This window comes from Lysobacter sp. K5869 (genome assembly GCF_018847975.1).
Lineage (GTDB): Bacteria > Pseudomonadota > Gammaproteobacteria > Xanthomonadales > Xanthomonadaceae > Lysobacter.
The window spans coordinates 5,757,243-5,778,820 of sequence record NZ_CP072597.1; the positions used below are offsets into that span (position 1 = coordinate 5,757,243).

17 protein-coding genes and 1 tRNA gene are annotated in these 21,578 nt (G+C 69.6%); 13 read left to right on the top strand and 5 right to left on the bottom strand.

From position 1 onward, the window contains the following. Positions 1-17 precede the first annotated feature (17 nt). The 10 genes from J5226_RS24430 (at position 18) to J5226_RS24475 (ending at position 10,631) form a co-directional block, all read left to right on the top strand. The gene (locus J5226_RS24430) at positions 18-1,637 is read left to right on the top strand and encodes a methyl-accepting chemotaxis protein (RefSeq protein WP_215837681.1); all 1,620 of its coding nucleotides are present in this window, start codon (positions 18-20) and stop codon (positions 1,635-1,637) included. 26 nt (positions 1,638-1,663) lie between these two features. Further along, positions 1,664-2,125 (top strand): chemotaxis protein CheW, encoded by a 462-nt coding sequence (locus tag J5226_RS24435; RefSeq protein ID WP_215837682.1) that lies wholly within the window; start codon positions 1,664-1,666, stop codon positions 2,123-2,125. Further along, a complete protein-coding gene (locus tag J5226_RS24440; protein WP_215837683.1) occupies positions 2,125-3,369 on the top strand; it encodes a protein-glutamate O-methyltransferase CheR in 1,245 nt (414 codons plus the stop codon). The genes J5226_RS24435 and J5226_RS24440 overlap by 1 nt, the downstream gene beginning before the upstream one ends. A 1-nt stretch (position 3,370) precedes the next feature. Further along, positions 3,371-3,943, top strand: a complete 573-nt coding sequence (locus J5226_RS24445) for a chemotaxis protein CheW (protein WP_215837684.1) — start codon at positions 3,371-3,373, stop codon at positions 3,941-3,943. Beyond that, positions 3,940-6,186 (top strand): hybrid sensor histidine kinase/response regulator, encoded by a 2,247-nt coding sequence (locus tag J5226_RS24450; protein WP_215837685.1) that lies wholly within the window; start codon positions 3,940-3,942, stop codon positions 6,184-6,186. The genes J5226_RS24445 and J5226_RS24450 overlap by 4 nt, the downstream gene beginning before the upstream one ends. Positions 6,187-6,229: 43 nt before the next feature. After that, complete coding sequence (locus J5226_RS24455) at positions 6,230-7,246, top strand: chemotaxis response regulator protein-glutamate methylesterase (RefSeq protein WP_215837686.1); 1,017 nt, start codon at positions 6,230-6,232, stop codon at positions 7,244-7,246. Further along, the gene (locus J5226_RS24460) at positions 7,243-8,268 is read left to right on the top strand and encodes a diguanylate cyclase (protein WP_215837687.1); all 1,026 of its coding nucleotides are present in this window, start codon (positions 7,243-7,245) and stop codon (positions 8,266-8,268) included. The genes J5226_RS24455 and J5226_RS24460 overlap by 4 nt, the downstream gene beginning before the upstream one ends. 426 nt (positions 8,269-8,694) lie before the next feature. Continuing rightward, a complete protein-coding gene (locus J5226_RS24465) occupies positions 8,695-9,600 on the top strand; it encodes a hypothetical protein (protein WP_215837688.1) in 906 nt (301 codons plus the stop codon). Continuing rightward, positions 9,566-9,964, top strand: coding sequence for a hypothetical protein (locus J5226_RS24470; protein ID WP_215837689.1), 399 nt, complete (start codon positions 9,566-9,568; stop codon positions 9,962-9,964). The genes J5226_RS24465 and J5226_RS24470 overlap by 35 nt, the downstream gene beginning before the upstream one ends. 124 nt (positions 9,965-10,088) lie before the next feature. Further along, positions 10,089-10,631, top strand: coding sequence for an excalibur calcium-binding domain-containing protein (locus J5226_RS24475; protein ID WP_215837690.1), 543 nt, complete (start codon positions 10,089-10,091; stop codon positions 10,629-10,631). Between the two features lie 220 nt (positions 10,632-10,851). Here the strand turns inward: J5226_RS24475 and J5226_RS24480 are convergent. After that, positions 10,852-10,925 (bottom strand) — tRNA-Gly (locus J5226_RS24480). A gap of 273 nt (positions 10,926-11,198) precedes the next feature. Next, positions 11,199-13,013 carry an autotransporter domain-containing protein gene (locus tag J5226_RS24485; protein ID WP_215837691.1) on the bottom strand — a complete coding sequence of 605 codons (1,815 nt, stop codon included), beginning with the start codon at positions 13,011-13,013 and terminating at the stop codon, positions 11,199-11,201. Between the two features lie 412 nt (positions 13,014-13,425). Here J5226_RS24485 and thiS point away from each other — a divergent pair, with 412 nt between their 5' ends. Beyond that, positions 13,426-13,626 (top strand): sulfur carrier protein ThiS, encoded by a 201-nt coding sequence (gene thiS / locus J5226_RS24490; protein ID WP_215837692.1) that lies wholly within the window; start codon positions 13,426-13,428, stop codon positions 13,624-13,626. Positions 13,627-13,921: 295 nt separating this feature from the next. Here thiS and J5226_RS24495 read toward each other — a convergent pair whose 3' ends face one another. The 3 genes from J5226_RS24495 to J5226_RS24505 form a co-directional block, all read right to left on the bottom strand. Then, positions 13,922-15,463: a CehA/McbA family metallohydrolase gene (locus tag J5226_RS24495; RefSeq protein ID WP_255322929.1), complete on the bottom strand. Its 1,542-nt coding sequence runs from the start codon at positions 15,461-15,463 to the stop codon at positions 13,922-13,924. Between the two features lie 295 nt (positions 15,464-15,758). Continuing rightward, on the bottom strand, positions 15,759-16,985 hold the full coding sequence (locus J5226_RS24500; protein WP_255322930.1) for a phosphatidylinositol-specific phospholipase C1-like protein: 1,227 nt from the start codon (positions 16,983-16,985) through the stop codon (positions 15,759-15,761). A gap of 77 nt (positions 16,986-17,062) precedes the next feature. Next, positions 17,063-19,666: a TonB-dependent receptor gene (locus J5226_RS24505; RefSeq protein WP_255322931.1), complete on the bottom strand. Its 2,604-nt coding sequence runs from the start codon at positions 19,664-19,666 to the stop codon at positions 17,063-17,065. Positions 19,667-19,954: 288 nt separating this feature from the next. On the opposite strand from J5226_RS24505, the gene J5226_RS24510 reads away from it, so the two are divergent. Continuing rightward, positions 19,955-20,749 carry a thiazole synthase gene (locus tag J5226_RS24510; protein ID WP_215837694.1) on the top strand — a complete coding sequence of 265 codons (795 nt, stop codon included), beginning with the start codon at positions 19,955-19,957 and terminating at the stop codon, positions 20,747-20,749. Continuing rightward, positions 20,749-21,531, top strand: a complete 783-nt coding sequence (gene trmB, locus J5226_RS24515; RefSeq protein WP_215837695.1) for a tRNA (guanosine(46)-N7)-methyltransferase TrmB — start codon at positions 20,749-20,751, stop codon at positions 21,529-21,531. Before J5226_RS24510 ends, trmB begins: the two co-directional genes overlap by 1 nt. The last annotated feature ends 47 nt before the right edge of the window (positions 21,532-21,578 follow it).

The window sequence follows — 21,578 nt, forward strand, 5'->3', positions numbered from 1 at the left end:
TCCTCAGGGAACCGATCATGATCAACATCACCATTCGCCAGCGGATTCTGCTGAGCCTCGCCGTGACCTTCGGCGTGCTCGCGCTGATGGGCGGCATCGCCTGGCAGCGCCTGCTGCACATCGAAACCGAAGAAGCCGCGCTGCGCGACGATTCGATCCCCGGCATTTACGCGGCCTCGCGGATGACCTCGTCGTGGATGACCTACCACGCCAACGTGCGCGCCATGACCATCGCCGGCGCGGACGATCTGGCGCGGGTGGACGAGTTGGTGCGGCTGCGCCGCAGCCAGTTCGAGTCCGCCGCGGCCGCCTACGACCGCACCATCCACCGCGACGACGACCGCGCCCAGTTCGCCGAACTGATGCGTCAGGCCCAGGCCGCGTACGCGCTGCAGGCCGAGCTGACCAAGATGGCGCAGGCGCGCGATCCCGGCCTCGCCGCCGCCTGGCGCGACCGCGCCGCGCCGGTGTTCGAGCGCAACAACAACGCGCTCGACAAGATGCTCGATTTCAACCGCGGCTACGCCGCCGATTCGGTCAAGCGCATCGACAGCGCCATCGCCGCGGCCAAGACCGGGATCGCGTTCTCGTTCCTGATCGCCGTGGTCGCCTCCGGGCTGGTCGGCTTCTTTCTGCTGCGCGCGATCACCCAGCCGCTGCAACGCCTCGCGCGCGCGGCCGACGTGATGTCCAAGGGCGATTTCAGCCAGCGCCTGGCGCTGGCGCGCAGCGACGAGTTCGGCACCCTGGCGCAAGGTTACGACCGCATGACCGACGACTTGTCGCAACTGGTCGGACAGGTGCAGTCCTCGGGCATCCAGGTCAATTCCTCGATCAACGAAATCACCGCGACCCTGCGCGAGCAGCAGGCCTCGGCCGCGCAGATCGCCGCCACCACCACCGAGATCGGCGCGACCTCGCGCGAGATCGCCGCCACCTCCAAGGAGCTGGTGCGCACGATGGACACCGTCTCGGCCGCCGCCGAGCAGACCTCGTCGCTGGCCGGCAGCGGTCAGGCCGGGTTGGCGGAGATGGAGGACTCGATGCGGCGCATGATCGACGCCACCGCCGCGATCAGCGCCAAGCTCGCGGTGCTGGCCGACAAGGCCAACAACATCAGTCAGGTGGTCACCACCATCACCAAGGTCGCCGACCAGACCAACCTGCTCTCGCTCAACGCCGCCATCGAGGCGGAAAAGGCCGGCGAATACGGCCGCGGCTTCTCCGTGGTCGCCACCGAGATCCGCCGCCTCGCCGACCAGACCGCGGTGGCCACGCTCGACATCGAGCAGATGGTGCGCGAGATCCAGTCGGCGGTCTCCGCCGGCGTGATGGGCATGGACAAGTTCTCCGAGGAAGTGCGGCGCGGAACCCACGACGTGCAGCAGGTCAGCGGCCAGCTGTCGCAGGTGATCGACAACGTGCAGGCGATGGTGCCGCGCTTCGAGGCGGTCAACGAAGGCGTGCAGGCGCAATCGGCCGGCGCCGAGCAGATCAATCTGGCGCTGAGCCAGCTCAGCGAAGCCGCGCAGCAAACGGTCGAGGCGCTGCGCCAGTCCAATCAGGCCATCGACGAACTGCACCACGTCAGCGCCGGTCTGCGCGACGGCGTGGTCAAGTTCAAGCTCACCGCCTGAGCCGCGGAGCGGACCGGAGAACGCGCGTGCTGTTCCTGATCTTCCAACTCGATGCCGAGCGCTACGCGATCGACGCGGCGACGGTGGCGGCGGTGCTGCCGCGGGTGGAAGTGCGGCGCCTGCCGCAGGCGCACGACGCGGTGGTCGGCGTGTTCGACTACCGCGGCGAGGTGGTGCCGGTGATCGACCTGTGCCGGCTCGCCTTGGGCCGCCCGGCGCGCGAGGTGATGAGCACGCGCATCGTCTTGGCCGACTACACCGACCGCGCCGGCGCGCAACGCCGGCTCGGCTTGTTGGCCGAGCGCGTGGTCGACACCGTGCGCCTGCAGGCCGAAGACTTCGCGCCCAGCGGCGTGGACCAGCCGCAGGCGCGCTACCTCGGCCCGGTCGCGCGCGACGCGCACGGGCTGGTGCAACGCATCGGCGTGCGCGAGCTGCTGCCCGACGCCGTCCACGACCTGCTGTTCCAGCAGGCGGCGCACGCCTGATGGACGCGGCCGCGTTCGAGCGCTGGCTCAAGAGCACGATGGGGCTCGACGCCTCCTCGGTCGGGCCCGGCGTGGTCGAACGCGCCGTCGCCGGGCGCATGCGCGCGACCGCCATCGCCGGCATGGACGCGTACTGGCGGCGGCTGCTCTCGCATCCGCTGGAACAACAAGAGCTGATCGAAGCGGTGGTGGTGCCGGAAACCTGGTTCTTCCGCGGCGTGGAAGCCTTCGACGCGCTGGCGCGCGCGTTCGCGCCGCTGCGCGGCGACGAGTCGCGCACGCTGCGCTTGCTGAGCCTGCCGTGCTCGACCGGCGAGGAACCCTATACGCTGGCGATGGCCCTGCTCGACGCCGGCTGGGCGCCGCAGCGCATCCGCATCGACGCCTTCGACATCAGCGAGCGCGCCTTGAGCAAGGCCGCGCACGCGGCGTACGGCGCCAACTCGTTCCGCGGCCGCGACCTGGCCTATCGCGAGCGCCACTTCCGCGCGCTCGGCCACGGCCGCTGGCAGTTGTCCGAACAGGCGCGCGGCTGCGTGCGCTTCCATCGCGCCAACGTGCTCGACATCGATTTCCTGCCGGCGCAATCGACTTACGACGCGGTGTTCTGCCGCAATCTGCTGATCTATTTCGACCAAGACACCCAGGTGCGCACGGTCGGCGTGCTGGCGCGCGCGCTGGCCGAAGACGGCCTGCTGTTCGTCGGCGCGGCCGAAACCGGCTTGCTGCTGTCGCTGGGCTATGCCTCGGCGCAGATTCCGATGGCCTCCGCGTTCCGCCGCCAGCGCAGCACGCCCGCCGCGCTGACGCCGGTGCCGGAACCCTGGCGCGCGCCGGCGCTGGCGCCGCTGCGCGCGGCGCGGCCCCGGCCGGCGACGCCGCTCGCGCGGCGCGCCCCGGCCGCCACCGCGGTCGCGGCCGCGCCGAACGCGCCCGAGGCGTCGCTCGAACAAGCGCGCCGCCTCGCCGACAACGGCGCGTTCCAGCAGGCCGCCGACATCTGCGAGGCGCATCTGCGCGCGCACGGCCCCAGCGCCGAAGCGTTGTACCTAACCGGATTGATCCACGGCGCCACCGGCGAGGACGCGCGCGCCGAAGACGCGTTCCGCAAGGCGCTGTACCTGCAACCCGATCACACGGAGAGCCTGATGCATCTGGCCTTGCTGCTCGACGCCAAGGGCGACGCCGCCGGCGCGCGGTTGATGCGCCAACGCGCTTCGCGCCATCGCGGCAGGAGCGGCTGAGATGGCGCGCGAACGCGACAACGCGGGCTCGGCCGTGGCCCGGTTGCTGGAACGGCCGCTGGCGCGCGAGGACATGGCCGCGGCCGCCGCGCGGCTGGCGCAGAGCGCGGCGCGGCAAGAACGCGACGCCGCCGGCGCCTTCGTGTTCCGTCTCGGCGAGGAATGGCTGGGCTTGCCGGCCGGCCTGATCGACGAAGTGCTGGAACTGCGCCCGGTGCACCGCCTGCCGCATCGGCGCGACGCGGTGCTGCGCGGTTTGGTCAACGTGCGCGGCCGCTTGACGGTCTGCGTCGCCCTGCCCGCGCTGTTGCAAACCGGCGCGCCGGCCGCCGCGCGCGCCGCCGTCGCGCGCCGGCTGGTGGTGTTGGCCGCCTCGGAAGGCGCGCTGGCGTTCGAGGCCGACGAAGTCCACGGCAGCCATCGCTACGACGCCGGCGAGATACGCGCGGTGCCGTCCACCGTGGCCCATGCGCTGGCCCGCTTCGCCACCGGCGTGCTGCCTTGGGGCGAACGCCGCATCGGCTTGCTCGACGCCGGCTTGTTGTTGCACGCGCTCAACCGGCAGATCTCATGAGCAACGATTCCCTGCGCGACCGCTCGCTGCACGACCTGTTCCGCATGGAGGCGGACGGTCAGCGTCAGGTGCTGACCGAAGGCCTGCTGGCGCTGGAGCGCAACCCGACCGCGGCGGCGACGCTGGAGGAGTGCATGCGCGCGGCGCATTCGCTCAAGGGCGCGGCGCGCATCGTCGGGCTCGGCGCGGCGGTGGCGGTGGCGCATTCGATGGAAGACTGTCTGGTCGACGCGCAGCACGGCCGCTTGCTGCTGCGCCGGGGCATCATCGATGCGCTGCTGCGCGGCGTCGACTTGCTCGGCCGCATCGCCGACACGCCCGCCGACGCGGCCGGCATCTGGACCACCGAAGAATCCGCGCAGGTGCTGGAATTCCGCGAAGCGCTGGCCGCCTCGCTGGCGGCGCCGGCCGCCGAAGAAACCCCGGCCCTGCCCGCGCCCGTCGCCGAAACCGAAGCCGCGACCGCGCACGACATGCCCGCCGAAGAAGGCGAAGAACGCGTTCTGCGCATCGCCGCGCGCAATCTGCACCGCATGCTCGGCCTCGCCAGCGAGGCCTTGGTCGAATCGCGCTGGCTCGATCCCTACATCCGTTCGCTGGCGCGGGTGAAGGAACTGCAGCGCCGCTCGGCGCTGGCGCTGGATCGCTTGTCCGAACGCAACGCCGGTCTCGCCGCCGATCCTTCGTCGGCCGAATTGCTGGCGCGCGCGCAGGCCGACTTGGCCGAAAGCCAGCGCCTGCTCGGCGAACGCGTCGCCGCGCTGGACGCGTTCGACCGCCGCCTCGCGGGCGTCGCCCATGGTTTGTACGACGAAGCCTTGGCCAGCCATATGCGGCCGTTCGCCGACGGCACCCGCGGGTTCAAGCGCATGGTCCGCGACCTCGCCCGCGAACTGGGCAAGGAAGCGCGGCTGGAAATCGTCGGCAGCCGCACCCCGGTCGACCGCGACGTGCTGGCGCGGCTGGAAGCGCCGCTCGGGCATTTGCTGCGCAACGCGGTCGATCACGGCATCGAGGCGCCGGCGCAGCGGCTCGCGCGCGGCAAGCCGGCCGAGGGCGAAATCCGCCTGGAAGCGCATCACGTGTCGGGCCGCCTGGAAATCAAGATCGGCGACGACGGCCAAGGCATCGACGCCGAGCGCATCCGCCGCGCGGTGATCGCGCGCGGCCTCGCCGACGAGGACACCGCGCAGCGTTTCGATCAGGACGAGTTGCTGGAATTCCTGTTCCTGCCCGGCTTCAGCCTGCGCGAGACGGTCACCGACATCTCCGGCCGCGGCGTCGGCCTGGACGCGGTGCAGAACATGGCCAAGCAGCTGCACGGCAGCGTGCGGGTGTTCTCGCAGCCCGACCAGGGCACGCGCTTCCAACTGCAGCTGCCGCTGACCACCTCGGTGCTGCGCGCGCTGTCGGTGGACATCGGCGGCGAAGCCTACGCGTTCCCGCTCGCGCGCATCGTCGCCACCGCGCTGGTCTCGCGCGAGCAGGTGCGCGCGCTGGAAGGCCGGCAATACTTCGAGCTCGGCGGCCGCGAAATCGGCTTGGTCTCCGCGCGGCAGGTGCTGGAAGGCGGCGACGGCGCGACCGCCGGCGCGCAACTGCCGGTGGTGGTGATCGGCGGCGCCCACGGCGAGCATCTGTACGGGCTGGCGGTGGACCGCTTCGGCAGCGTGATCGAACTGGTGGTGCAGGCGCTCGATCCGCGCCTGGGCAAGGTCAAGGACATCGCCGCCGGCGCGATCCTCGACGACGGCACGCCGGTGCTGATCGTCGATGTCGACGATCTGCTGCGCTCGATCGAACGTCTGGTCGCCACCGGCCATCTGGCCCAGGTCCGCCATCAGGACGGCGCCGCCGCGGTCGAACGCAAGCGCGTGCTCGTCGTCGACGATTCGCTGACCGTGCGCGAACTGCAGCGCAAGCTGATCGAAACCGGCGGCTACGCGGTGGAAGTCGCGGTCGACGGCATGGACGGCTGGAACGCGGTGCGGCTGAGCCGCTTCGATCTGGTGGTCACCGACATCGACATGCCGCGCATGGACGGCATCGAGCTGGTCGAACTGATCAAGAAAGACCCGCATTTGCGCGAACTGCCGGTGATGATCGTGTCCTACAAGGACCGCGAGGAAGACCGGCGCCGCGGCCTCGACGCCGGCGCCGATTTCTATCTGAGCAAGGCCGGCTTCGACGAAGAAGCGCTGATGCAGGCGGTCGCCGATCTGATCGGAGGCCCGCTGGCATGAGCCCCACACCCGCGCAACCGCAAGCCGAATCAAGGACCACCGCGTGAGAATAGGCATCGTCAACGATCTGAGCATCGCCACCGAGGCGCTGCGGCGCGTGCTGGCGCGGCGCCCGGACCATCGCGTGGTCTGGGCCGCGGCCAGCGGCGCCGACGCCGTCGCCTGCTGCGCGCGCGACACGCCCGATGTGGTGCTGATGGATCTGGTGATGCCCGGCATGAACGGCGTGGAGGCCACGCGCCGGATCATGGCCGAGAGCCCGTGCCCGATCCTGGTGGTCACCGTCAGCGTCGGCGCGCACGCCGCGCTGGTGTACGAGGCGATGGGCCACGGCGCGCTCGACGCCACCGACATGCCCTCGCTCGGCAACGAGGAGGACAACGGCGCGGACAAGCTGTTGGCCAAGATCGATCTGATCGGACGCTTGTCCACCGCGCCCCCGCGCGCAGCGGTGCCGCGCGCGGCCGCGCCGGCGTCCTCGCGCAAGCTGCTGGCGATCGGCGCGTCCGCCGGCGGCCCCTCGGCGGTGGCGCGGGTGTTGGAAGGGCTGCCGCCGGAGTTTTCCGGCGCGGTCGCGGTGGTCCAGCACATCGACGAAAAATTCGCCCCCGGCATGGCCGATTGGCTCGGCCGCTATTCGCGCCTGCCGGTGCGCATCGCCGCGGTCGGCGACACCCTGCAATCGGGTCATGTGCTGCTCGCGGCGACCAACGATCACCTGTCGCTGCGCGCCGACGGCCGCCTCGACTACGTGCGCGAACCGGTCGAATTGCCTTATCGTCCCTCCGTGGACGTGTTCTACAAGAGCGCCGCCGAACATTGGCGCGGCCCCATCGTCGGCGTGCTGCTGACCGGAATGGGGCGCGACGGCGCCGCCGGCCTGCGCCTGCTGCGCGAGCAAGGCCACCACACCATCGCCCAAGACCAAGCCTCCAGCGCGGTCTACGGCATGCCCAAGGCCGCGGCCGAACTCAATGCCGCGGTCGAAATCCTGCCGCTGGACCGCATCGCCGCGCGCTTGCGCGACCTATTCGCCCAGACTCAGACCTCTCCCCCATGAGCGACCCCATCTTCCCCGGCCCGAACGAACCGCACCCGCACCTGCGCCAGCAACGGCTGGTGGTGTTGTTGGTCGACGACCAGCCGATCATCGGCGAGGCGGTGCGCCGCGCGCTGCTCAGCGAAGCCGACATCGATTTCCACTACTGCGCGCAAGCCGCCGAAGCCGTCGCCATGGCCGAGGCGCTGCGCCCGAACGTGATCATGCAGGACCTGGTGATGCCCGGCGTGGACGGCATGACCCTGGTCCATCACTACCGCATCCATCCGGTGCTGAAGAACGTTCCGGTGATCGTGCTGTCGAGCAAGGAAGACGCGGTGGTGAAGAGTCAGGCCTTCTCCACCGGCGCCACCGACTATCTGGTCAAGCTGCCCGATTCGATCGAACTGATCGCGCGCGTGCGCCACCACGCCCGCGCCTACCTCAACCAGATCGAGCGCGACGAAGCCTACCGCGTGCTCAGCGAGCACCAGCAGCGCCTGCTCGAACTCAACGAAACCCTGCGCCGGCTCAGCGACGTCGACGGCCTCACCGGCCTCAACAACCGCCGCTATCTGGATTCGTACCTGGACGCCGAATGGCGCCGCGCCCTGCGCGACGGCACCGACTTCTCGCTGCTGATGCTCGATGTCGACAACTTCAAGCTCTACAACGACTACTACGGCCATCTGGCCGGCGACGAAGTGCTCAAGGAAATCGCCGGGGTGATGCGCCACGCCGTGCAGCGCCCGGCGGACCTGACCGCGCGCTACGGCGGCGAGGAATTCACCGTCGTGCTGCCGTCCACCACGGCCGATGGCGCGCTCAAGATCGCCGAGCAGCTCTGCGCCGGCGTGCGCGCGCTCGCCTTGCCCAATCGCGCCGCGCCGTCCGGGCACGTCAGCGTCAGCATCGGCGTCGCTTGCGCGTCGCCCGCGCAAGGCGAGACGTATGCGGGGCTGCTGCGGATCGCGGATTTGGCGCTGTACGAAGCCAAGCGCGCCGGCAAGGATCGGGCGGTGTATCGGATGCGGGAAGAATAAGCGGCGGAACCGATGCGCGACCGATCGGTCGTGCGCGGTCGCCGCGAAGCCGGCGCGAGCGATGCGCCCTGCGTTCGCAGTCGAGGAGTGCGGCGCGCGATAAGACAACCGCGGTCGATACTCGGCCCTCGCGGCGGCCTGCGCCTCGCATTTCCCACCTCCCGGCCGCGGCGGACTCTCGAGTCGGCCCGGGGGCAGCGGGTCGTCGCGAACGACCGCGATATCGCGTGAGCGGCGCCCCGCCGCATCGCGCAGCGCGCCATCCCAACCGACGAAACGCGCCGCAGCGCGCAAAACCGCGACGGCCGCCCGCGCGCGTGGCACCCGCCGGCGGCGCTCTGCGTTGTTGTGGATGACCGGCTCCGCGCCGCGTCCGGCGCGCCCCCGCGGCGCCCGCCACCGACCATCGATCACAGGGGGTGATGTATGGGAATTCTCAGGCCGCGCGCCTATCCGACCAAGCTGTTCTTCAACGCCGCCGACCACACTTACGTCGAATGCGGCAGCGGCGGCATGGCCTGGGGCTGCTGGGGCGGCAAAACCGGGGGCCGCGCGCTGCGCGAAGCCAACGGCAGCACCAAGCGCGCCGACGCCATCGCCGGACCGAAAGAACGCGCCGGGATCACCTGCTACCTCATCAACGGCGTCTGCCATCAAGCCGCCAACCGGGTCTTGTTCCCGGCCCGGATCACGGTGGTCGGCGCGCGCGGCTATTCGCTGTCGAGCGCGATCTTCGGCGTGTACGGACGCCCCCGCGGCCCCCTCGGCACCTGCTCGGCGCCGTTCGATCAACACCCCGGCGTCAGCGGCGACTTGAGCGCTTGCCTGCACGGCGTGCGCGCCGGCTACGAGGAGCCGACCGACGACGATGCCGGCGAAGCGCACGGCCCGCCCGACTTCGAGGACGCCGCCTACATGGCCGAAGTGAACGCCCTGTACCAAGACCGTTACCTGCGCGCGCTCGGCGACGACGCCGACGCCTACGGCTTCCAGATGCAACATTTCGCCTTGCTCGTACAGCACAAGGAGCGCACCACCCCGCTGTCGCTGCAGCGCGGCGAACGCGAAGCGCTGATGATCGCGCGCAGCGATTTCGAGAAGAACCGGATCGACGCAGAACAAGCGCTGGCCGCCACGCGCGACCCGCTCGCCTTCGCCGACGCCTTCGACGCACTGACCCTGAAGTTCCAGGACGACGCCGCCGAAGCGCTCAGCGCCGAGCACTACCGCGACCTGCTTGACCTTTCCCCGGAAGAGCGCATCGTGTTGGCGGACCCCGATATCGTGGCATCGGCGTATGGCCTCAATCCCTCAGGACCGGCGGCTACCTGATTTCGGGCCGAAACTGACCCGGGACGAATACGAGCGACGCATCGTCGCCCTCCACGAGGGTGCGCCGCCGTTGCCGAGCGACGAAGAAGAACGCCGCGCGCGCCGCGGCGAGCTCGAACTGCTGATCGATTACCGGCTTGGGCAAGACTTCCCGCAAGCGCGACGCGACGCGCTGTGGCGCTTGCAGAGCGGCTTGGACAAACGGCGGTTCTGGCATCTGCTGACGGGGCTGGTCGCCCACCCCGGCGATCCGTCGGCGGGGTTGGCGAAGGCGCAGGTGCGGGCGTTCGGCGAGGTTTTGGATTCGCTCGAATTGGGTGAGTTGCTGGAGCTGACGCCCGAAGAGCTCGAGCGGCTGCGATGAGCTAAGGGCATGGCGCCGGCGGCATCGCCGAAACGGCTCGCTACTGGCAGACACCGCCGAACAAACCAACGATCTCCATCGAACGTATCGCACCGAAGCCGTAAGAGCGACGAGGCATAAGCACATGGACAAGCGGACTTCGGGAACGCTGGTGCGCTGGAACGATGAGCGCGGCTTCGGCTTTCTCGCTCCCGACGGCGGCGGGCCGCAGGTGTTCATGCATGTGTCCGCATTGCTGGCCGACAGCCCGCGTCCGCAACTCAACGAGCGTTTCAGTTTCGACTTGGAAACCGACGGCCGCGGCGGCCACAGAGCCGCCAGAGTGCGACGCCCGAACGAAGCCGCGCGCGTCCGCGCCAAGCCCTCGCGCCGCGCGCCCGCCGACCGCCGAAGCAAACCCGCGTGGCCGGCGGCCTTGATGCTGCTCGCTGCGCTCGGCGGCGCGGGTTGGTACGCCCATGGCCGCTGGAACGAGCGCCCGTCCGCACCACTGCCAGCGGCCGCCGCCGCGAAACCGATCGTGTCGCCCCATACCTGCGACGACCGCACTCAGTGCCATCAGATGAGCTCTTGCGAGGAAGCCCGCTATTTCCTCGCGCACTGCCCGAACGTCGAGATGGACGGAGATGGCGACGGCGTGCCGTGCGAGCAACAGTGGTGCCATTAGCGCTTGCCGCAAGCGGCCTGCCGCCGACTCGCAGGAGCTCCGCCGATTTCGCTATCGCAGCGGATCGCTTTCGCGGTCAAGGCATCGGAGACGTCGGCAAGACAGCACGGCAATCCGCGCAACGGCGAAGGCGATACCCGACCGGTGCCGGATCGACTGCGGAACGTTCTAGGGAAACCCCGCTTTCGCTCAGCGCCTTGCGCGCCGTCGGGGATGAAGATGGAGCGGGTGATGGGAATCGAACCCACGCTAGCAGCTTGGGAAGCTGCAGTTCTACCATTGAACTACACCCGCGTCGGGTCGAAGTCTATTCTGCCGCCGCTCAGGAGGCAAATCCTAGCGATGGGCTTGCGCGATCGGGCTCGACGGTCGCCAAACCGGCGTGAAGCGCTCCGCCGGCTCGCGGGCGAGACATCCGGCCCAGTGCGCTGGAGCGGCGCCGTCGCGCTTAGGTCCAGATCACGCTTGCGACCGGAACCCCAAAAAAAAGAAACCGGGCCGCCAGGCCCGGTTTCCGATGCATCGACATCGCGCAACGTCGGCCCGCCAGGGCCGCCGTCGCCGATCTCAGAACCCGCCGCCCAACTGCGCGAACACCGTGGTGTTGTTGCCGCCGTCCTGGTTGAAGGTGGCGCTGGCGCCGAGGTTGGCGTCCAGGCCGAACAGCTTGGTGCGCACGCCGAACAGCAAGGTGCCGTAGTCCTGGTCGTATTCGCGGTTCTTGACCGAGTACCAGCCCATGTTGCCCAGGCTCTGCAGGCGCGCGCGCGCGTCCTTGGGCGCGTCCTCGAACTCGCGGTCCAGGGTCAGGCGCGCGTAGGGGCGGAAGCGTTCGCTGTAGGTGTAGTTGATCTGGTAGCCGATGCTGCCGATCAGCGAGTCGAAGCTCTGGTCGTCGTAGGCCAGCGAAGTCGACAGGGTCGGGTCGCTTTCCTTGAAGCCGTCGATGTCGATGCGCTGGGCGACCACGCCGATCACCGGGCCGTGGCGCAGGGCGTCGCCGAATTCCCAGCCGGCGTTGAGCGCGGCGGTGACGTTCTTGCCGTCGGTCGAACCGCTGTGCGTACGCGTGGCCGGGCCGAGGTTGACCTTGCGGTCAATGTCGAAATCGACCTTGGTGTAGCTCAACTGGCCGTTGACCCAGGCGCGCTCGCCGTACCAGCCGATGAAGCCGCCGATGCTGGTTTCCTTCTGCTCGAAGTCGCCGTTGCGCAGGCCGAAGTCCTGCTTCTGCTGGCCGTAGCCGAGGAAACCGCCGAACACCAGGTTGCCGCGGCTCCAGTCCAGGCCGCCGGTCAGCGCCGGGCCGGCGCCGTCGTAGAAGTCGCCGCCGCCGTAGCGCTGGAAGTCGCCGCGCAGGCTGCTCCACCAACGCATGCCGTCGCCGTCCGGACGCTCGGCGTGGCCGGCGACCTGCTCGGCGCGGGCTCGGCCGGTCATCGAGGTCGAGTTCGGCAGCGCGGCGATGAAGCGCGGGGCTTCCAGCACCGAGATCGCGTAGTCGGCCAGGATCTGGTGCGACTTGGCCGAGGGATGCACGCCGTCGGCGAACGCATAGGAGTTCGGCGCGTCCGGCGAGGCGTAGTTGAGCGGGCTGCAGGTGACCGAGGTCGCGGTGATCTGCGGGTTGCAGCCGGTGCCGGTGACGTTGGTGATGCCGAACGGCGCCGGGTTGTTCACCACTTCGCGGATCAGGCTGAAGGTGTCGAGCGGAATCACCTTCAGGCCGGCCGAGTTCAGGCCGGCGTAGAGCGCGTTGTTGTAGGTGGTGGCGAGCTGGGTGCCGGCCGCCGACTGCGCCGCGCCGCCGGCGCGGAACTGCGGGGTCGAGCCCAGGTCGGGGATGTTCGGCACCAGGATGTACTGCGCGCCGGCCTTCTGCAGCGCCGCGACCACGCCGATTTCGGCGGTCACCGCGTTGGTGATGGTGCTCTGCGCCGGCGCGCCGGCGGCCACCGCGAACAGGTCGTTCGGGCCGCCCCACACGGTGTACAGCGCGTTGGGATCGGCGCGGCCGCCGGTGGAGGCGAGGTAGCGGCCGACCTGATTGGTCAGCGAGGGAATCGCGCCGAGCGCGCCGCTGCCCTCGACGCCGGTGCGGGCGCCGCCGACGGCGTAGTTGGTGCCGCCCTGGTTGTCGCTGGTAGCGTTGGTGCCGTAGTAGTTGGCCAGCCATTCCGACCAGACCAGGCCCGGGTTGGTGGTGAAGCGGCCGATCAGCGCGCCGTTCGGGCCCACCGCCTGGATCAGCGCCGGGCGGAAGTGGCCGGAGTCGGACAGGCTGTCGCCGATGAAGACGGTCTGCGAATAGGGGCCGCCGGCCAGGGCCGGGGCGGCGGCCAGCGCCAGAGCGGCGGCCAGCGCGGTACGAACGGTTTTCATCAATGAACTTCCCTGCGGATGAGCGTGCGGTGGCGGCGTCCGCGGCCCGGCGACGGGCGGCGCGGGCGCCGAATTAGCGTGCTTCCGACGACATACGCCGGCGGATGGCGCGAATCGAAGCACGGTGGCGGCGAGGCTGGCAAGGCGCAGCGCGGCAAAACCGCGGGCGCGCGGCCGGCCTCGGCGCGGGGATTATGCGCCGACGGCGGCGGGCGTACCGGGGCCGGAGGTCACGTCCGCGCGGTGACGCGGGTGTTGCCGGGCTTGGCGTTTGCGCCGGCGATGCGCGGGCGGCGGCGCACGCCTTCGCGCCCGATGCCGCGCGCGGCAAGGCTCTGCGGCGCGCGCGGCGGGCCACGCCGGCGCGGCGGGCGCGCTGGCCGTGCCGAAGCGCAGCGGCGACAATATCGGCATGAATATTTTGCTCAATGGCGAAGCGCGCGCCCTGGCCGCGCCGGTCACCGTCCATCAACTGCTCGCGGCCGAAGGCCTGGGCGAACGGCGGGTGGCGGTGGAGATCAACGGCGAGATCGTGCCGCGCGGGCGGCATGGGGAGACGGTGTTGGCCGAAGGCGACAAAGTCGAGATCGTGCATGCGTTGGGTGGGGGCTGAGGCGATCGCCCGCCCCGGCGGTTGCGCCGGCCCGAGGGTAGGAGCGGCGTGAGCCGCGACCTCGATACCTCGGCTAGCGCGAAACCCGCCGGCTTGCGTCGCGATTCGCCGCAGCGGAGACGGCGCGCATCGCGCTCGCCGCATCTCTCATGATGAAGCTCTCGTCGTAAGCCTGTTGTCGCGGTCGCGGCTCGCGCCGCTCCTACAGGGGCTTCGGCCGGTTCGTTGCCGACTGTAGGCGCGGCGCGAGCCGCGACCGCGAGAATGCAACTACGCCGAAACGTCCCAACGGGCTTCAACGCCAGTTGATGTAGACCGGATTGCCCATCAGCGCCAGCCTCCCCTGCGCATCGCGCACATCGATGCGCAACCAATGCCGGCCGCCGTCGCTGGGCCACTGGAATTCCAACGTCTGCTCGGCCGAACTCAGCGCCGGCTGCGCGATCAGATCGCGCTTGACGCCGTCCACCGTCGCCTCGACCCGCCCGCCGGCGAGGTTGCGCACCTGCACCGACACCCGCGCGCGTTCGCCCGCGGGCACCGCCAATTCGCCGCCCATCGCGACCTCGCGCTTGCCGCTCGCGGCGCGCACGTCCAACAGCCGATCGCGGCTGCCGGCCGCGTCGACGAACACATTGCCCGCGCGCAACCCGTCCAGAATCCCGGCTTGCGACAGTTCGCGCGCATGCACCACCGTGGTCGGCCGGCCGATGCGGCTGGGGCCGAAGGGCTCCTCGGCCGCGGTCGGCGCGTCGTGGTTGTCGCTGCCGCCGACGCCGGTGAGGCGATGGCCGGCGTTGAGTTCGCGCTGCCAGAACGCGATACCCGAGCCCGGCGTGTCGGCGTCGCCGCCGTTGATGGCTTCGACCAGGCTCACCAAACCGATATCGGCGGCCGGCTGCGGCGTCCAGCCGCAGCCCATGCAGCGCTCGTCGGACGGGCGGATCGGGTGGTTGATCGACACCGGCAAGCCGCGACGCTGCATTTCGCGCAGCACCGTATTCCAATCCGGCACCGCGGCGCTGCCGACGCGGAAGTCGACCGGCGCGCGCACGCCGAAGACGTTGGCGTGGCCTTGGAAGGTGGTGATCTCCATGCCGGGAATCAGCAGCAGACGGTCGAAGTGCGGCTGCAGTTCGCGCAGCGCCGGCAAGTGCGACACGGTGTTGTGCTCGGTCACCGCGACGAAATCCAGGCCGGACTTGGCCGCGGCCTGCGCGGTGAGGAACAGCGGGCACGGCGCGCGGGCGCCGCTTTGGGTCGCGCAATTGCCGTCGCTGTGGGCGCTGTGCATGTGCAGATCGCCGCGGTACCAACCGGCTTGCCGGCGCAGCGGCTTGGCGTCTTCTTGCGGGACGGCGTCGGATTGCGCGGCCGCTGTCAGCCGGATGCGCGCGGTGTAAGCGGCGTCGCGCCCGGCGCGGATGTTGGGGATGCCGAGCAGCAGCTTCCATTGCCCGGGCGTCAGCGCGCCGGGCGAGTAAGAAGCGGTGGCGTCGTTGGCGCTGACGGTGAAGCGGCGCTTGTTGCCGCCGCTCCAACCGCGCAGGCCGTCGCGGCCGAGGAACTCGCCGGGGCCGATCAAGCCGAGGTCGATGGTGGTCTTGTCGGCGCGGTCGTAATCGAATTCGACTTCGATGCGGGCGGTGCCGGCGGGAACCTCGAAGGGCAGCTCGCGGTAGGTTTGGTTGTCGGCGCCGCTGATGCGGCCTTGCAGAAGAATGTCGGTGGGGGCGGTCGTGGCTTGCGCTGCGACTTGCTGCGGTTTGTTCGGAGCAATCGCCGCGGCGGGTCGGGCCTGCGCTGCGTCGTCCGCGGGTTTGGCCGCCTGCGCCAATGCAGGCCCGCTTACGCATAACGCGATCAGCGCGGATGCGAACGCGCGAGCCCGCACGACTGCGCGCACCGTTCTGCGCGGCATCTTCGGCGAGCGGCGCTCCCTCGCCCCGTCATTCCCGCGAACGCGGGAATCCGGGGCTTTTCGTGCGAGAACATCTGAGGTCTCTGGATTCCCGCTTTCGCGGGAATGACGGCTGAGAGCATTCGGGCTTATCGGGTAGATCATCGCTTCGGCCTCTATTCGCCCGTTACTTCTCGCACATCGCACACCGCACATCACGCATCGCACAACCTCAATCGTGCTTCTCAGGCGCTTCCACCGCCCGCCGATCGCAGCGGCTTTCCGCGCGCAACGGATTGCAGCGAACCACCTCGCTGCGCGGGAACGTCACCCGGTAACGGCTGAAGCGCAGATCGGGCTTGGGGTAATCGGTGGAGATGTACTGCGCGCCGCTAGCGAACGCGGCTTCGCGCCGGCGCGGATCGTTGCGTCGCGCCTCGACCGTGTCGGCGTCGGCGCGCGTGCGCACCAGAAACCCTGTCTGCACCGCCTTGCGGATACGCTCGCCGTCGGCGATGGGATCGTTGAGGGTCAGATACGCCGCGTCGGTCGAGGTCTCGTCGCCGTTGACGAACATCGCGCGGCCTTCCAGCGACTTGCGCGCGCCGCGGTACAGCGCGACCTTGCGCGGTTCCTCGTCGAGCGCGAACAACAGCTTGCCGCGCGCCGCCCCGATCCGCGGCCAACCGCCCGCGAGCACCGCCGCGCGCAAGGTCGCGGCCTTGCCGCGCACGTCGTCGGGCGTAATGAGTTCGTCGGCCGGAAACACCGAGCGCACTTCGGCGTCGAGCGCGTCGAAGGCCTTGGCGTCGAAGGCCAGCGGCGCGACCGCGCCGGGGCCGCTCTTGCCGTCCTTGGCGTTGATCAGAATCAGGATCGGCGCATGTTGCGAGTGCTGGCGCGACCACGCCCGGATCTGCCGCAGGCAATCGACGAACACCATGCATTGGCTGCGGAAATCGATATCGGCCAGATGCATCACCTTGAAACCCGGCCGCGCCATCTGCGCCGCGACCTCCGCCGACCACGGCCCCGCTTCGCCGTAGCCCTGGCGCAGCGCGCCGGGCGGATGCGCGTAACGGCCGCCTTGCGGGTCGTAATACACATCGAGTTCGAGCTGGCGCATGCCCAGTTCGAGCTGCTCGTGCAGCGGCGCGTGCGCGTAGTCGAGCGAATCCGCGCCCGCGGCGTCGCGGGCGCGGTGCGCGGCCAGTTCCTCGGCCGGAATCGCGCGCTTGTAGCTGTTGTGGGTGCCGATGGCCTGGACGTCGTTGACGCCCAGGTTGCGGTCGATCCAAGCCTCGGCGCAGTCCGGCCCGGCCTGCGCGGCGTCCGCCGCGTCGAGCTTGCACGACGGATCCGCCGGCCTCGGCGCGGCCGGCTCGTCGTGCGCGCGCGCCGCCCCCGCCAACGCGCAGCACACCGCCAACGACAACATCGGCAACACCCAGGCCTTCATACCTACTCCTCGCACCGAAACCGGCAACGATACGCCCCGAACCCGCGACTCCAAACTCGCGCCGTGGAACTCGTTCCTCAGAACTTGTACATCAACGCCGCGCGATACCCGCGCCCCAGCAACGGCCGGGCGATGAAGGTATTCGCCCCGGCGTCGGCGCTCTGCAGCTCGCCGGCGCGCGGGTTGCCCTCGGTCAGGCCCAGCGAATTGGTCAGGTTGTCGGCGTAGACGAACAAGGTCAGCCCCGGTACGAACTCGTAGCGCACGCTGGCGTTGACCACGTGGTAGGACGGCAGCCGCACCGAGTTGGCGGTGTCGACGTAGCGCTCGCCTTCGTGTTCGTACGACACCTGCAAGCGCAGGCGGTCGTCGAGGAAGTTCAGGCCCGGCACGATGCGGAAGCTGGTCTTGGGCACGCGGATCAGCTGGTTGTCGACGAAGTCGCGCAGCACCGGCGCGCCGTTGACCAGTTCGGTGTAGCGCAGGCCTTTGTACTTGGGATCCTGGATCGTCGCGGTCATCTGCAGGTCGAACCATTGCACCGGCGTCCAGAAGCCTTCCAGCTCCAGGCCCGTGGTCTTGGTGTCGGCGAAGCCCTGCTGCACGGTCGAGGCGCCGCTGCCGAGGTTGAACACGTAGTTGCTGAAGCCGACGTTGTCGTACTTGGTGTAGAACAAGGTCGCGAACAGATCGAACTGCTCGTTGCTGAACTTGTAGCCGATCTCGCCCAAGTCCATGGTCTGAGTGACCGGACGGCCGTTGGGATCGTTGACGCACGCGGCGAGCTTGGACAGATCGCAGTTGGAGTACTTGGTGATGTAGCTCGACAGGCTCGGCAGGCGGAACGCCGGCGTCCAACGCGCGAACACGCCTTGATGCGGGTCGAACTGCCAGTTGGCGCCGATGGTCCAACCGACCTTGTCGAACTTCTCGTCGTAATCGACGAACACGCCCGAGCCGGTGAGGATCTGCGAGGTGGCCGGCGTGCCGAGGTTCACCTGCTTGCGCACCTCGGTCCAGCCCTTGACCTTGACCTGCTCCCAGCGCACGCCGGCGTCGATGCGCAGTCGGTCGTTGACCTGCCATTCGTCCGACAAGTACACCGCTTGCGTGGTCGAGCGGCCGCTGGCGTTCTCCCACTCGTAACCGTAGCGGTACACGCCCTTGTCGGTCAGCGTCTTCAACGGCCGGCCGGCCGCGTCGACCGCGACCAGATCGAGCAAGCGCGCGTTGTCGCGCACGTCGGTCAGCACGTTCGAGGAATAACGGTCGAAGTCCTGATCGAACTGGGCGTAGTAGTAACCCAAGGTGACGTCGTGGCTCTGCCCGCCGAAATCGAAGCGGCGCATCAGGCGCGTGTCGCTGATCAGTTCGTTGACCGGCATGGTGACGCCGCGCAGGCCGGCGATGGTCATCAGGCCGTTGCCGTTCTGATTGGCCGGGTCGAACACTTGATCCGGCGCATCGACGTAGCGCAGCTGCGCGCCGGCCGCGCCGGGCACCGAGGCGACCAGCTTCTTCACCGCGGCGTCGTTGAAGAACTTGGCGCTGCTTTGCAGGGTCAGCGGGAACACGCCGTTGCGCTGGGTTTGGGTCTCGCTGTAACGCAGCGACTGCGCCAGCTTGAAGCCCGCGCCCAGCTCGTAATCGAACTTGATCGTGTACTGGTCGCGCTTGACCTGGGTGCCGAGCGCGTTGTCGAAGTCGTACAGGCCGCCGTTGCCCTGCACCATCTGCAGACGCCGGGTTTCCGGGCCGGCCAGGGTGCCGTCGTGGGCGTCGAAGCCGGGCACGCCGCGGATCTTGCCGTCGGCGTAGGTGCGCATCGGGATGCCGAGGTACAGCGCGACTTTGTCGTCCACGCGCTTGTAGTCGAAGCTGAGATTGCCGCGCTCGAACGCGCGCGACAGGTTGATGCGGTACTGGCCGCCGTCGTTGGCCGGGTAGCCCGGATCGCGCAGGCCGTCGTCGGTGCGCCAGAAGCCGCCGAGGCCGAGCTTCCAGCCGCCGCCGAGGGGCGTGCCGAAGAACAGGTCGTAGCGGGTCAGGCCGTAATCGCCGACGGTGAGCTTGGCCACGCCTTCGGCGGTGTCGCCGACCGTGCGCGGGATGAAGTTGATCGCGCCGGCCGGAGCGTTGGAATAAAACACCGACGACGGGCCGCCGCGCACCACTTCCACGCGCTCGATGGTTTCGTCGAGGCGGAAGGCCTGATCGCCGTTGAGGTAGCCCAGCGCCGGGTCGTGCTGCACCGGGATGCCGTCTTCCAGCAAGGTCACCGAGCCGAAGCCGTCGACCGGAATGCCGCGCGCGCGGATGTTGCCGCTGGCTTCGCCGCCGCTGGCCTCGACCCAGAAGCCGGGCACCGACTTCATCGCCTCGGTCACCGAGGTCGGCGCCTGCATGCGCAGGCGGTCTTCCTCGATCGCGGTGATCGAGTAGCTGGTCTCGGCCTTGCTGCGCTGGCGGGTGCCGGAGCGGCCGGTGACGACGACTTTGTCCAGATCGACCGCGGAGGACTTCGTCCCGGCCTGCGATGCCGGAGAGGACTCGCCCTGGGCGGCGTCCGCGGCCGAAGCCGCCTGCTGCGCCTGGGCGACGGTCGAAAAGCCGATGGAAACGAAGCTGGCGGCCAAGGCGATGCGGATCGCCCGGGTGAGCTGGCGGGAACGAGAGGTCATGGCGGCGGATTCGGAAGGAAGGGATCGCTGCCGTCGGTTCCGTCCGAAGCCGTGCATGGCGCGCGGCAGCCGCGACGAATGCTGAACGCCAAGGCTTAAAGATTCGTGACACGCGGCGCGTTGTTGCCGCCAGACTCGGCCAAGTGGCCCCGGCCGCCCCCTCGCGGGCGCGACCGCGGCCCGCAGGCGCCCGCGTGGGGCCGCGCGGGCCGCAGCGGCGGGCAGCGGGGCCGCAACCGCCGCCGCGCCGGTCTCACGGCCCCGCCCCCAATCGGCCATAATTGCGCGATGACTGACACCGCCTTCTCCGATCCGCTGGTCATCGCCGGCAAGACCTACCGTTCGCGCCTGCTCACCGGCACCGGCAAGTTCAAGGACTTGACCGAAACCCGCCTGGCCACCGAGGCCGCCGGCGCCGAAATCGTCACCGTCGCGATCCGCCGCACCAACATCGGCCAGAACCCCGGCGAGCCGAACCTGCTCGACGTGCTGCCGCCGGACCGCTACACCCTGCTGCCCAACACCGCCGGCTGCTACAACGCCGACGACGCGGTGCGCACCTGCCGCCTCGCGCGCGAGCTGCTCGACGGCCACACCCTGGTCAAGCTGGAAGTGCTCGGCGACCAGCGCACCCTGTTCCCCGACGTCGTCCAGACCCTGGCCGCGGCCGAAACCCTGGTCAAGGACGGTTTCGACGTGATGGTCTACACCTCCGACGACCCGATCCTGGCCAAGCGCCTGGAAGAGATCGGCTGCGTCGCGGTGATGCCGCTGGCCGCGCCGATCGGCTCGGGCCTGGGCGTGCAGAACAAGTACAACCTGCTGGAGATCGTCGAGAACGCCAAGGTGCCGATCATCGTCGACGCCGGCGTGGGCACCGCCTCGGACGCGGCGATCGCGATGGAGCTGGGCTGCCACGGCGTGCTGATGAACACCGCCATCGCCGGCGCGCGCGATCCGATCCTGATGGCGCACGCGATGAAGCTGGCGGTGGAAGCCGGCCGCGCCGCGTTCAAGGCCGGGCGCATTCCGCGCAAGCGCTACGCCAGCGCCTCGAGCCCGGTGGACGGGTTGATCGGCTGATGACCGATCCGTTCTCCAGCGACGGCCACAAAGCCCCGCCCAAGCCGTTCACGGTCGAGGAAGGCCGCCGCCAGGTGCGCAGCTTCGTGCTGCGCCAGGGCCGCTTCACCCCGGCCCAGCAGCGCGCCTTCGACGAACTGTGGCCGCGCTTCGGCATCGATTACCAAGGCTCGCCGCGCGATTACGACCAACTCTTCGGCCGCAGCGCCAAGCGCGTGCTCGAAATCGGCTTCGGCAACGGCGAAGCGCTGCGCTACGCCGCCCAGAACTACCAAGACCGCGACCTGATCGGCATCGAAGTCCACGCCCCCGGCGTGGGCCGGCTGCTGAACGCCCTGGCCGAGGACGGCAGCGGCCACGTCAAGCTCTATCACCACGACGCGGTGGAAGTGCTCAACCACGAGGTCGCCGACGGCGCCCTGGACGAGGTGCGGATCTACTTCCCCGACCCGTGGCACAAGAAGCGCCACAACAAGCGCCGTTTGGTCCAGCCGGCGTTCGCCGAGTTGCTGGTGCGCAAGCTCGCGCCCGACGGACGCTTGCACCTGGCTACCGATTGGCAGGACTATGCCGAACAGATGTGGGACGTCCTGGACGCGACCAGGGGGCTCGCCAACCGCGCAGGTCCGCGCGGCAGCGTGCCGCGACCGGAATGGCGCCCGCAGACGCACTTCGAGACCCGCGGCCAGAAGCTCGGCCACGGCGTCTGGGATCTGCTGTACGACCGCGTGCCCGACGACGGCAAACCCGACGACGGCCGCGACATCGCGCAGCAGGCGTAGGGCGAACAGGTTTTCCTAGCGACTCGACCGAGACCCCGACCAAACCG